The sequence below is a fragment of the Spiroplasma taiwanense CT-1 genome (genome assembly GCF_000439435.1).
Taxonomy (GTDB): Bacteria; Bacillota_I; Bacilli_A; order Mycoplasmatales; family Mycoplasmataceae; genus Spiroplasma_A; species Spiroplasma_A taiwanense.
This window is the reverse complement of sequence record NC_021846.1, coordinates 488,297-501,371: the sequence shown is the minus strand read 5'-3', so window position 1 is coordinate 501,371 and position 13,075 is coordinate 488,297. Positions and strand designations below refer to the sequence as shown.

Sequence of the window (13,075 nt, the reverse complement as noted above, 5' to 3'; positions counted from 1 at the left end):
TATTAATTTAAAATAATTATCTTCAGTATTCTATTGTTTAAAGTTTTTGTAAAATCCAACGATAACAGCTCAGAATTTTCTTTTCAAAAAATTCATTGCTATTCTATATAATATTGTTTTGATAATACTTTGCCAGCCTATTTTAAAATATACTGAGTCTTGCAATTAATTGACATAGATTTTTTAATTTTCTTCTCATTCAAACTCATTTTTTCCTACTATAAAAATATAATATTTGAGCTAACTCAAATATTATATAGTAACTAGCAACTTAAACTACTTGATGTACAACAACATATTGGTGCTTATTAAACATCAAATTTATTATCTAATGATAACAACGATGTTTTATTTTGCTCGATGTTTTCAAATAAGTTTTCCTCTCTTTATCCTCCACTTATAAGTATCATACAAAAAAAATAAATAATTGTAAACTTTTTAAATTTATATAGGTATTCAAAATCTATATTTTGCTATTTTTAATATGCTTTTATTAAAAATATAATAGATAATTTTAAATTTAAATATTTTGAAGTTTACTTTAAAATATTAAAAAATAATTATTTTTTCAATATATAATTTTTATCAATTCTTGTTGATTTTTCTACTCTATTTCACATTGAATTAGTAGATTTTTTGTTCTGATTAATTGATTCAGTGTAAATTTTAACTATAGTTAATTTATTAATTTTATAACATAAGTTTTCACTTCATATTTTATCAAAGGATAAATTTTATTTACTTTCTAAACATATTTAATAACCATTACTAATATTGAACTTTTATCAATTATTTCAAATATTGAAAATAAATATTGATACATAAAACTATATATCTATAAATTTTATGATTATCATCTAGGCATAATTTATTATTTTTTTTTCTTGTATCATATCTTGTAAAATATCTTCATATTTCAATAATTCCTTTGTTACTTCTAAGTACTTTCTCTAAAACTATCTTTATTTGAATTTAAGTCTCTAATATTAATATTATTAATCTTATTATATCTAAGATTTAGCGGTAAAAGTTTTACCTCATTATTATTGCTTTTCTCCTTTTCAAAAACAAATAACCTTTTTTCATAAACAAAAAAACTGCCATTTTGTGGTAGTTTTAATATGCTTTATTCAGTTATTTTTCCCCTAAATTTTTCTTTCCACGTAATCAATAAAATAAATAAGTTTGATTTTTAAGGTAAACCAAATAATAAAATTTTAACTAAAATTAACACTTTTCTTTTGATTTATTAAGACATTTTTTAACAATATTATTAAATTTATTTTCTAATAGAACCTCATAGCCTGCTATTGTTGAACCATTAGGGACACAAATTTCAGAAATTAGTTCAACAGTTTTTTTATCATTATTTTTTCAATTTTCAATTGTGTTTATAAATTGTTTTGCAATAAGTTCTTTTAAAAATTTTGGTTCATAGTTATTTTCAATACCAAATTCCTCAAAAGCGTTTAAAAAAGCAAATATATATGCAGGAGATGTTCCTGTTAAAGTTACAAATGATGGGTAATTTTCTTCATTAATTCCAAAAATTTCGCCAAAAGTTTTTAAAATATTTACTCCTTTTTGAATTATTTTAATATCACTTCCAAATGTTGTATAACTAGTTAATGATTTACCAATTATAGCGTTCATATTTGGTATCATTCTAATAATCGAAATATCTTTTGATTTAATAAATGCAGATTGAATTGTACTTATTGATAAAGCATTTACCATACTTATTATCAAACTGTTTGAAATATCAATTTTATCTAAATCAATCAATACTTGATTGATGTCAATTGGTCTAACCCCAATTATATAAATATCAAATTTAATTGACTTAATTTCTTCAAACTGTGTCAAAAACTTACAGTTATATTTTTCTGAAATTTTTTTAGATTTTAATAAATTTCTATTAATAATAGAAATTTCATCATTATTTAAATTATCAGTAACTGACTTTAAAACTGCTTCACCCATTGCACCTGTACCAATAAATAATATTTTCATAATTTCTCCTTTTATTTTTGAATATAACTATTTTTATTATAGGGTTGATAAGTAAATTCATAGATAAATGTTAAAAAAATTAATACTTTTAAAACATCGTTATAACAATGATCAATTACTTTTTTAATATTTTTATTCATTAATTTATATTGTTCAAAACTCATATCCATTTTTTTAGGTCTTGAAAAAAAAGAATAGGCACTACAGCACATTGAATATATCTCTTCTTTTTCTGCTTTAAAAATATCACTATTTATTTCTTCAAATCAATCAAAAAATTTTTTAGTACTTGTTAAAGAAATCATCTCATCATTTTGTTTTCCAACAGGCAAATTATTTTTATTTCAAAATTCAAGACCATTTTTTCTTGTATTTGAAAAAGAAAATGAATTTTCCAATATTTGATAAATATCAAAGTAATTTGCATTTAATTCTTTTTTTTCTTTATTATAAAAAGCCATATTTAATTGTTTTCTTGTAAATAAACTTTTATTATCATTAATTCATTGATTTATAATTTTAACATCGTTGCTTGCTCCAGCACAAACAATTGTTCTTATTTCTTTATTACGGCACATATTTAAGAAAGATTTAATCATTTTTGAGTACTGACTATGAAAATCATATGAATAGTCTCTATATCCTCTTTTTATTGTTATTGATTTTATTGCTTTTTTATTATCTCTATTTGAAATTTCTTTTAAAGATTTTGCAAAAGAATATTGAATAACATATACTAAATCCTTATTTTTTTCATCATACAATTTAGTATCAAACTCACCAATATCATGTGAATGATTAAAAAATTCAGTATCTAAAACAATTATTGGAAATTGAATGTTTTCAAGTAATTGTTTTGCAATATTTTTATCAAATCTAAAATTTTGTCTTTCATTTAATAAAAAAAAACCATCATCAATGATTTGAATTGAATTTTTTTTCATATTTAATACCTACTTTAAAATATAATAACATAATAATAATATATAAAATTTTTGTTTTATAAGATATTATATTTCTAAGGTGAAAAAAATGAAAAAAATAACTACTTTAAAAGAATTCATAAATAATATCTCAGGTCAATGATTTAAAGATTTTTTCTTAGAAAAAGTTGATAGTCTGCGTCTTGGCTTTTTAGAAAATTCAGATCAAACTTTTGGTGATTTTAAACCTGATATAAAAATAATGAATTATATTTTAAATGGAATAAAAGAAAGTGTTGCAAATATTGATTCATTAGAAGAATTAAAGGCCTTTATTGCAAAATATAGTTTTAATAACAATGCAAAAGGAAATTTAAAAATTATCGGGGATGAAATTCAATCAGAACTAATTGAAACTTTAAATAAAAATCCAAACAATATTCAAGAAAAAATAACAGAAATTATAATTAAAATGCAAATAAATAATATAACAAGAAATATTAAATATTCAGTTGATACTCTAGAAACACTATTAAGTAAAATTGGAGAAGATACTTTAATTGAAGATGTTTTACTTGAAGATATAGAATATATAATTAATGAAAATTATAAAATAAGTTTAGAAAAATTAAAAATATGATCAAAACAAAATCCAATTCAAAGCAAAAATTATGAAGATGAGTTAGAAATTTTAGAATCAGATAAGAGTTTTATAGAGAAAAAAATGGCAAGTGAAATTATTGAACATTATTTTAATACAATCATTGGTGCAGATATTGATGAAAATGAAATAACTAATTTAAATCCTCAAAATTTAAATAGCAATTCAAAAATCATTATTTTTAATAAAGGAATTATGATCTGTGATGAATTATACTCAAAATTAAGTTTAATTAATAAAATGTTAGAAAGTAAAGTAATATTTAAAAAATAAAATATTACTGTAATATTTTATTTTTTTTATACAAACCTATATTTAATTCCCGCAATTGTAATTGTTTTTATTAAATCTTCCCCATTTGATTCAATTTCTTCATATTGAATATCACTATTTTTTAAATTTAAACCATTTAAAATAAATTGTTTTTTCAATAGTTCTTCTCTAAAAGAATCAAATATTATTGAATCAATGTTACCAGTAATATAAAAATCGTAATCATCTGCAATTTCTTCAGTTTCCTCAAATTCATAATTTTCTTGAATTTTAAAATTAAATTTCAAACTTTCAATAATTTTATTTATAAATTGAAAAGTCTCTTCTTTAGGAATTAAATCATTACTTGATGTTTCCAATGTTAATAATAATTTTCCAGATATTTTTCAACCTTTCTTAATTGTAATTGCAATTTCAGATTGTGCAACTGATTCAAATTCTTTATTCAAAGTAATTGAATTTAAAAAAATATTTTCAATTGCAAAAGTTAATCCTGTAAAATTTATTTCATCATCCATTATTATTGGGTTATAAAGGCTTGATAAAATATCTACGAATGACTTTTCCTCGATAGTTAAATTACTAGAATCAAAAATAACATTATTTGCCTTATGAGTTGAAAGATTTGATTCAAATCCAATATGTTCTCATGAATTATTTATTAATTGTAAATATTTAAAATTATATGGCTTTATTTTATTTATTTCCTCACTAAAAAATTTATTAATAACATTAGTTGTAGTTGAGAAATTTTTTGAAGGAAAAGTTTCAATTGCTTCACAAGCTGTAACTAAAACTGGAAATGAAAATATTGAAAATGAAGAAAATATAAGTAGTAATTTTTTCATATTATTTACTTCCCCCATCACTTTTTTTATTTAAAATAAATTTTTGTTCATAATTTATAAATAAAAATTCTTTTGCTTTTGGAATTTTTAATCTTATTGTATTTACTTCAGGATCAGGTGTTTCAGGATCAGGTGTTTCAGGATCAGGTGTTTCAGGATCAGGGATTATTGCTTCTTCAATTCAAATATTTTCTACAATTTCAGAATCACTAATATTAAAAAAGTCTAAATTTGAAGATTTTTTTGAAACATAAAATTGAATTTCTTCATTGCTTTCATCACTATTTTTTTGTTCTTCAGTTTTAAAAGCCAAATTTGGTTGATAAAAAGATAAAATTCTTTTAATTTCTGATTCTATCTCAGAAGGTGAGTAATATTCAACCTGTTCTATTTCTTCTTGCTCACTTAATTCATTAATTTGGTTTTTTGGTTTTGGTTGAAAAATAAGAACTTTTGAATCAGAATCAAACTTTGCTGTTGATTTTAAAAGGTATTTATTAAATAAATCCACATTTAAAGTATTTTCTTCCATAATAAAGTTAAATTCCTTAGTTATTATTTCAGCTTGTTTTGAAATATTTAAAATTTGTTGAGAAAATAATTTAATAAAATTTTCTTCTGTTTTATCAAAGAAATATAAATTTTTTGAATAATCAACATTCAAAGATAATGTGGAAAAATCATAAATAATATATTTTTCCTCACTCGAAAATGGCATAATTTGAAATCAGTAAGCTAATTCATCATATGCTGTTTGAATTTTTAAAATTTGATTAAAATCAGTTAAATCTGTTGGTGAATTATATTCATCAGTTGAAACATTAACCCCATTAAAATCATCTGGTGAGCAATTATATAATTTACAATCAAATTTCAAATAATTATCATCACTAAAAATTAATTGAGAGCTTTGGCTTTCTTCTTTAATTGTTTCTAAATTTGGTAAAAGTTTAAAATATTTTTTATTTTCTTCTATTCCATTAAAAAAAGAATTTTCTAAAATATATCTATGATTTGCATTATCATAATTAACTTCTGTTGGATCAACTCCACAAGAAATAACATAAAAAGATAAACTAAATATATTAATTGATGATATTGCAGTTAATAATTTTTTCATTTTTTTCACCTTTAAACTAATTATAACAAATAAAAAAAGAGATAATATTATCTCTTACATTTGAGGTTCATTTGATTTTGGATTTCCCTCTTCTCAAAAATTAATTCCTAAAACATTTTTTACAAATCTTATTGATATTTCCAATTCATTGACTGGAATTTTTAAATAACCATTTGTAAATCTAACTGCAATATGCACTAAACATAATGGAACCATTTCAGGCTCTGATTTAATAAATTCAATTGGATCCATTTGTTTAAATTCATCATATCCAAAATTTTCATACATTGAATTTTTAAAAGTAATAATACCCTCATCTAATCAATTTTCAATTAATCAATTTACAACAGAATTATGAAAATTTGATTTATCTGAAATATGAGTATAGATAGTTTCCATTGATCATGAAGGAAATTTTTTAATTGCATCTTCTGATGATTTTACAATTAAAATTTCTCTAAATATTTTATCATTATCTCCAATTCCAGCGATCATTAAAAATGATGTACCTTCTACAAATTCCATCTTTCCCAAACTTGATTTTTTTAAATTATAAACTTTATTTTCCATTACACTTACCTCATTAAATATATTAAGAATATTATACATCATTTTTAAAATTTTTTTAATGACTACTTAATAAGGTTTAATTTATATTATAAAGGTAAATCTTTTTTAATAAAGATAAAATATGCACCAATATATAAGTCAATTGAACCAATTCCTAGAGTTAAATATTGTCCAAGATAATTTGAAAACTCACTTATATTTGTAATATTAGCTGGAATAAATAAGGAATTTAAAGATAAATATTTCATTCAATCCAGAGTTCTAAAACTTGAAGCTATTTGAAATACTCATGAAATTATTACAATTGCCCCACTTAATCCTAATGCTTGTGAATTTCTATTAAATAATGTACTAAAAAGAAACGCAAACCCTGAAGTAAATAGTAAAAGTAGGAATGCTCCAAATGCTTTTAAAGTAAAAATACCTAAATCAACATATTGTAATTGATTTACTATTTGTAAGCTAATAATTGTTATTAAATATTGACTAAGAATTGAAATAAAAATTAAACTAATAAATGTACTCATTTTTGATAAAATTACTGATTTTCTATTTAAATTTGTTGTTAATAAATTTACTAATGTTCCTTTTTCCACTTCTGAAGCAACTATTTTTGAAGAATTCATTAAAACGAAAACAACAATTAAAACATAACCCATACTTCCAAATACCATATCTCCAATAACTTGTTGAACTAAATTATTGACATAAATATCTACTGGTATTGTTTGTCCGGTTTCTGGATCAGGAACTGGGACAAAAGAATCATTTATTTTTAAAGTTACTACTATTGCAACTATCATGATTAAAGTAATTGCAGTTAAAAAAGATCACATTACTAACATTGATTTGTAAGATCTATTTATTACTTCAAATATTGCTTTTGAATTTTTTTTGAATTTGAAATTTTTTCACTATGTTTTTCAATAGTATTTACAATATCTTTTTTTATTTCATTTTGATAATATTTCATAAAATATTTTTCTAAATCCAATGGATGCTCTTTTAAAAATTCTATTTCACTTTTATTAATTTCTTTTATTAATTCATTTACATTTATATTTTTAACAGAAATAAATAATGAATTTTTATTATTTGATATAATATTTCATTTATCTGATTTTAAAATATTACTTGGTATTTCATTATTAAACTTGATTTCATAAGTTTTTTTATCATTATATTGAATATCTTCAAATATTTATTGTTGAAATTATCTCTCCTCTTTTTACAATTGAAACATAATCACATGTTTTTCAATTTCAGAAAAAATATGACTAGATAAAATTATTGTCTTTCCTTCTTTTTTTGATTTCTTAACAAGATTTACAAATTTTTCTTGCATTAAAGGATCTAAACCAGTTGTTGGTTCATCAAGTATTATAATATCTGGATTATGCATTCATGCTATACATAAAGCTAATTTTTGTTTCATCCCTTTTGACATTTTTTTAATTTTTAAACTTGGGTCAAATTTTCAATAATAAATTTGTTTTTTTACATCATTTCAATCTGACATATTTCTAAGTTTAAAAACCATTTTTAGTAATTCAATTCCAGTCATATTTTCTGGAAAAGCAATTTCCCCAGGAACATAACCAATTATTTTTTGAATTTTATCACTATCAGTTCAAGAATCATAAGAAATTATTTCTTCAATATTTTCTGTTTTTTTATTTAAATCTAATATTTTTGATGCTCCACTATTTGGTTTTATAAACCCCATTAAAGAACGAATCGTTGTGGATTTTCCAGCCCCATTTGGACCTAAATAACCAAAAACTGCTCCTTTTTTTACTAAAAAATTAATATCTTTTATACCATAACCTGACTTAAATTGTTTATTTAAATCAATAACCGAAATGACATTTTCTTTTTTTCTAAATTTTTACTTAAATTTTTCACTTTTTTTCTCCTTTTCTTTAAAAAATTAAAATAGTGTTAAATTTAAATTATTATCCCCTTCTTTGAAAACAATATGTTGAATATATTTTGTTCTTTTATAATTTGATATTGAAAAATTTAAGTTTTTTCTAATAAATAATATTATACATAGTTTTAAGCATTTTTAAACAATTTTCAAAATTTATCTATTAAATAATTAATCTATTATTTTTAATGCCTCAAGTGGATTTATTTTTTGAATATTCTTTCAACCAATTGCAAAACTAATTATATAAATTGCCATAATAATTGCAAAAACACTTAATGGAATTCATCATACAAAAGTAACAGGCAATACCCAAGAAGTTGACAAAGCAAGTAAATCTGCAACATAAGCAAAAATAAATCAACCTAAAGTAACTCCTAAAATAAACATTAATACTATTGGCAATAAGTACATTCCTAAAATTTGTCTTACAATATATTTGTTTGAATAACCAAGTATTTTCATAGTAGCAATAAATTGATTATTTTCATAAATTATTAACCCTGTTGTCAGCAAGATTATTGTAATTGAAACAATTAATGCTATAACCATAAATAGAATCATAGTTATATTAACAATTTGAGTAATTTGATCTAAAATTTGTCTTGTTTTTTCTAATGGCATCATTGTTGATAATGAACCAATTCCAAGACCCTCAACAAACTCAAGAATATTTCTCTCATTATCTTCTGAATATGTTCCATTTAAACCCCTAGAACTGAAATCTGCAAATTTTTGAGTAGAAGAAAAACCTTGTGTTAAATCTAAAAATTCTGAATTTGATGAATTTTTATAATTAAATATAGGATATAAATTATTAAAAAAATCATTAATTTTATTTCAAATATTTTTTTGTTATTTTGAGTTAATGATAGTTTTATTAAAAAATCTTCATATTCTGGTGAATTTTGAAAAAAATCTTTTACTTTTTCTTCATTGAAAATAGAGTTAAATTCAGGTAAGTGAGCTCACTCATTTATAAAATAATTTTTAAAATTATATTTTTTTATTTTATTGTAATTTAAAATTTCATTAGCATCATCATTAGAAATTCAACCTTGAGGCTTTCCATAACCATTTTGAATTCCAACAATTTTAAAATTTTTATATAATTGACTTGTTTTGGTTAAATAAGTTTTTCCTTCTAGCATACTTAAATGAATTGGATTAGTGTTTGTTGAAGTAAATGCAGTTTCTTTATTGACATTACTTAATGGTTCAACATTTCCTATTATTGGTATTGTATTATCAACAAAACTTTTTCCACTACTTGAATAATATGTTCTATTTGTTTTAGATCTATATTCATTAAAATAATCTTGATTATTTTTTGAAAAATCTTCAATTGTTAATTTTTTATTATTTTGATACACTTCATCTTTCAATACTTGAATATCAATAATATCATTTATTTGATAACCTGCCTTTTTTGCAATTATTTCATTAATAATAATTGGAATAACATTTTCCTCCAAGTTTTGATTAAATAGGTTATTATTTAAAATTTCTCCATTTTTTGATCTAAGATCAAGTAATTTTGTATCACTATTAATTCCATATATTTTTGCATCTTCTAAAATATTGTTTCTATTATAAAAGTTAGCATCAAAATATGTTCCAATTTCTTCTGAATATTGATCATAAGGAATTAAATTAAATGATATATTATATAATTCATCATTCTCATATGCCTGTTTTAAATATTGTTGCACAAAATAAAGTGCTCTTGAATAAACTGTTTCTAATACAACAACACCCAATCTATTTTGAAAAACTGCTGTATATCACATAACCAATGCCTGATTTAGTTGTAAAATTTCTACTTCTGAAAAATTATCAATATACATATTTTTAATATCTTTGCTATAAAAGTTAATTTCAGCCATACCTATTTTTTTTATTTAAATCAGGAATAAAATTTTTATTTGTTAATTCAAAAATATCTTGATCATTTCCATTTCATAAATCAATTTTCTTTTTAAACATATCATCAATATTTTCTCTTTTTCAATTTCAATTATCCCAATTTAATAAATCAAAACCATTTGTAAAATTTGGATTAAAAGTTATTGAAATTCCTGAAGTATATTTTTTATAAAATCAAAGTAAAATTTTTGCTAATTCTTTAGGAGAAGTTAATAATTGTATTTCACTTTTAAAAATTCCATAATCCACTCATTGATTTAAAAGAATATTTAATCCGATATTATTTATTAATCCTTCTTCCAAATGAATTAGATCTAAATTTTTTAAAAAATAAGTTGATAAATTTTTATAATTTAAATAACTCATAACACTTCAAGAATAAGGGTTTTTATTTAAACCAGTTTTATCACCAAAAATATCAATATTATAAAATTATGAATGTATATTTCCTTAAGAAATTTGAAAAATAATTTTTTTACTATCAATTTTTGGAATTACATCATTAGTAACTGGTGAAGCAGTTTTTGCAATAATCTTGTCTTTTCCTGCATATGTTTCTACATATTTTTCATCACTATATCCTCAATCTTCACTTTCAAAATTAGAATTATATGTTCTGTAAAAAGATAAAGGATTAGAAGAAATTGGTGCAGTATATTCAATTTAATTTTCAAAATTTAAACCATTAAAAGTTGCAGTTTTATTATCTTTTAAAACTTTTGGTGCTATGATTGTTGTTGTTAACATAAAAGTACCAAGCAACATTGTTGCGCTTACTCCAAAAAATTTTCCCAATGATGTTGTTAGTAGTGCAGATCTTAAATGAGAATTAAAACTTCATTTTGGTGAAGTTTTTTTAATGAAAAACCCAAATTTTGAAATACCTTTACTTGCATTTCCCTTTAATAAATTTAAAGCAGAATTTTTTATTGTAAAAATTGCCATAATTACTACAGTAAAATTTAATAATGCTCAAATAAATAAAATTGATAAAATTAAAGCAAAAATATTAAAACTAAATCCAATAAACGCTATATTAAAATAATTGGAGAAAAATTTTACAATAACTGAACTTATGAAAATAGATATAAAATAACCCAATAAAGTTCCCATGATTGAAACAATTAAAGGTGTTGAAATAAATCTAATTATAACTTCATTTTTTTTATAACCAAGAGATTTTAAACAACCAATTTGCCTTTTCATGTTATCAATTTGTTTTCTTGTAATTAAAACAATTGTAAAAACAGATATTAATAATATTATTATTAATAATGCAATTGTTGTCAAATTAAAAGCACTTAAGATCATGTAAATTATTTGGGGGGGATTTGATTTATTTAAATACTGGAATTAATGTTGATGTTCTTAAACTAAATTTATAATCACCATCATTATTTAAATAGAAAAAAGAAATTTATTTTTCAATTCCCCCATTAATTTTAAAATCATCATTTAAATTTAAAATTAAATCATCATCTAAATTTTTGTTTTCAAATTTTAAAGAATAATAAATTTCTTCATCTGATGAAGAAGAAGTTGAAAGTAATGAATTTTTATTTTCAAAAGTATATAAAGTTTTTTGAAGATTATTATTTTCATAGTTAAATTTTGAAAATCCAAATAAACTTGAATGAACATACATAATTGCTTCTGTTGAAACATTTGGTAAAACTGTTGAAGAATTGATAATTAAAATTGTAAAATCTGCACTTGTTTCAAAACCAACAACTGTAAATCAATTCATTCCCAAAAATTCTGAATCCTCTATTTCATAAAATGAATCTCATTAATTAATTATTTTTGCAATTTCAGGATTTGATTTCACAAATAAATCACTTCCATATTCATCTTTTTGAACTCTAATGATATCTCCAATTTTAATATTATTTTTAATTGCAAAAGAATCTCCAACAATAATTTCTCTTCTTGCAAGTTTTTCATCAGGGTTTAAATGACTTCCGGAAGAAATTATCATTTTATCAACTGAATTATTAGCTTCTTGATTTAATTTTGCTAGTACTTTTAATAAAAGTTTTTCATTATTTAAAATAGCACTTGAAAAAACTCTACCATCAGTTCTTGATCAAAAAAAATTATATTTATCTGATAAATTATTTAATATTCACTGTTGATAAACCTCTTGACTATTTATATTTAAATTATAGTCAAGAGGTTCTTTTAAACGTGATGTATTTGAATCAATTTCCATTACTACATCTCTTAAATTTGATTTTACTATCAATTCTTCATATGCATTTGTAATTCTTGTTCCTGTTGAGGACAATAAAGAAATTATCATTGATACTAACATTATTAATGCAGAAAGACCAATTATTTGTGATGGGCTTCTCCAACTTATTTTGAATGCATTTTTAAAAAGTAAAATCTTTATTTTTTCATTTTATATTTCCTTTAAATGAATAACACTTTTTATTATTATAGAGAAAATAAAAAATTCAATATTTAATATAGTAACAAAAAAATAAAAAAGATTTTATGTTAAAAAATATTTTTTATTTTATTTATAAAAATAAAATAAAGCATTTGCTGGTTTACCACAACCACAAACTCCACAATTTTCTTTTTCCTCAATTAATTCAATATTTGCATCAAAATGATCACTATAACCTTTTGTTAAAGAACGTTTAACATTTTCACCCAATTCAAGTGCAATTTTAATTGTTTTTCCCTCATTCAAAAATTGTTTAATTTCATCAAAATCATATTTAGTGAAATCTAGAATTTCAATAACATTATCTAAGTTTTTTGACATTTTTTCACCTCTTTTATATAGTATTCTTTTATATT

Annotated in this window: 16 protein-coding genes; 1 reads left to right on the top strand and 15 read right to left on the bottom strand. The window is 21.4% G+C overall.

The genetic code is table 4. From position 1 onward, the window contains the following. Nucleotides 1-1,227 precede the first annotated feature (1,227 nt). Together STAIW_RS02515 and STAIW_RS02510 are read right to left on the bottom strand one after the other, a co-directional pair. Nucleotides 1,228-2,013, bottom strand: coding sequence for a pyrroline-5-carboxylate reductase family protein (locus tag STAIW_RS02515; RefSeq protein WP_020834286.1), 786 nt, complete (start codon nucleotides 2,011-2,013; stop codon nucleotides 1,228-1,230). A gap of 11 nt (nucleotides 2,014-2,024) precedes the next feature. Then, nucleotides 2,025-2,957: a hypothetical protein gene (locus STAIW_RS02510; protein WP_020834285.1), complete on the bottom strand. Its 933-nt coding sequence runs from the start codon at nucleotides 2,955-2,957 to the stop codon at nucleotides 2,025-2,027. An 88-nt stretch (nucleotides 2,958-3,045) separates the two neighbouring features. Between STAIW_RS02510 and STAIW_RS02505 the strand changes: the two genes are divergently transcribed. Then, on the top strand, nucleotides 3,046-3,870 hold the full coding sequence (locus STAIW_RS02505) for a hypothetical protein (RefSeq protein ID WP_020834284.1): 825 nt from the start codon (nucleotides 3,046-3,048) through the stop codon (nucleotides 3,868-3,870). A gap of 26 nt (nucleotides 3,871-3,896) precedes the next feature. Here STAIW_RS02505 and STAIW_RS02500 read toward each other — a convergent pair whose 3' ends face one another. The 13 genes from STAIW_RS02500 to STAIW_RS02445 all read right to left on the bottom strand — a co-directional run bounded on the left by STAIW_RS02500 (nucleotide 3,897) and on the right by STAIW_RS02445 (nucleotide 13,040). Next, the gene (locus tag STAIW_RS02500; protein WP_020834283.1) at nucleotides 3,897-4,718 is read right to left on the bottom strand and encodes a hypothetical protein; all 822 of its coding nucleotides are present in this window, start codon (nucleotides 4,716-4,718) and stop codon (nucleotides 3,897-3,899) included. A gap of 1 nt (nucleotide 4,719) precedes the next feature. Further along, the gene (locus tag STAIW_RS02495; RefSeq protein WP_020834282.1) at nucleotides 4,720-5,838 is read right to left on the bottom strand and encodes a hypothetical protein; all 1,119 of its coding nucleotides are present in this window, start codon (nucleotides 5,836-5,838) and stop codon (nucleotides 4,720-4,722) included. Between the two features lie 54 nt (nucleotides 5,839-5,892). Continuing rightward, nucleotides 5,893-6,408: a hypothetical protein gene (locus STAIW_RS02490; protein WP_020834281.1), complete on the bottom strand. Its 516-nt coding sequence runs from the start codon at nucleotides 6,406-6,408 to the stop codon at nucleotides 5,893-5,895. 86 nt (nucleotides 6,409-6,494) lie between these two features. After that, nucleotides 6,495-7,253, bottom strand: coding sequence for an ABC transporter permease subunit (locus STAIW_RS02485; protein ID WP_020834280.1), 759 nt, complete (start codon nucleotides 7,251-7,253; stop codon nucleotides 6,495-6,497). A 20-nt stretch (nucleotides 7,254-7,273) separates the two neighbouring features. Beyond that, entirely contained in the window at nucleotides 7,274-7,402 is a 129-nt protein-coding gene (locus tag STAIW_RS06675) for a hypothetical protein (protein WP_269077206.1), read from the bottom strand. Nucleotides 7,403-7,636: 234 nt separating this feature from the next. Then, nucleotides 7,637-8,218, bottom strand: coding sequence for an ABC transporter ATP-binding protein (locus tag STAIW_RS06360; RefSeq protein ID WP_269077215.1), 582 nt, complete (start codon nucleotides 8,216-8,218; stop codon nucleotides 7,637-7,639). Between the two features lie 291 nt (nucleotides 8,219-8,509). Further along, nucleotides 8,510-8,965: an FtsX-like permease family protein gene (locus STAIW_RS02475; protein WP_084676578.1), complete on the bottom strand. Its 456-nt coding sequence runs from the start codon at nucleotides 8,963-8,965 to the stop codon at nucleotides 8,510-8,512. A 137-nt stretch (nucleotides 8,966-9,102) separates the two neighbouring features. Beyond that, complete coding sequence (locus STAIW_RS02470) at nucleotides 9,103-10,224, bottom strand: hypothetical protein (protein WP_041618835.1); 1,122 nt, start codon at nucleotides 10,222-10,224, stop codon at nucleotides 9,103-9,105. After that, nucleotides 10,211-10,630 (bottom strand): hypothetical protein, encoded by a 420-nt coding sequence (locus tag STAIW_RS02465; protein ID WP_020834279.1) that lies wholly within the window; start codon nucleotides 10,628-10,630, stop codon nucleotides 10,211-10,213. Before STAIW_RS02465 ends, STAIW_RS02470 begins: the two co-directional genes overlap by 14 nt. A gap of 297 nt (nucleotides 10,631-10,927) precedes the next feature. Then, nucleotides 10,928-11,575: an FtsX-like permease family protein gene (locus tag STAIW_RS02460; RefSeq protein WP_084676577.1), complete on the bottom strand. Its 648-nt coding sequence runs from the start codon at nucleotides 11,573-11,575 to the stop codon at nucleotides 10,928-10,930. A gap of 106 nt (nucleotides 11,576-11,681) precedes the next feature. Beyond that, entirely contained in the window at nucleotides 11,682-12,011 is a 330-nt protein-coding gene (locus STAIW_RS02455; protein WP_148285969.1) for a hypothetical protein, read from the bottom strand. A 42-nt stretch (nucleotides 12,012-12,053) separates the two neighbouring features. After that, nucleotides 12,054-12,578 carry a hypothetical protein gene (locus STAIW_RS02450; RefSeq protein ID WP_041618832.1) on the bottom strand — a complete coding sequence of 175 codons (525 nt, stop codon included), beginning with the start codon at nucleotides 12,576-12,578 and terminating at the stop codon, nucleotides 12,054-12,056. A 207-nt stretch (nucleotides 12,579-12,785) separates the two neighbouring features. Then, the gene (locus STAIW_RS02445; protein ID WP_020834278.1) at nucleotides 12,786-13,040 is read right to left on the bottom strand and encodes a hypothetical protein; all 255 of its coding nucleotides are present in this window, start codon (nucleotides 13,038-13,040) and stop codon (nucleotides 12,786-12,788) included. Between the last annotated feature and the right edge of the window lie 35 nt (nucleotides 13,041-13,075).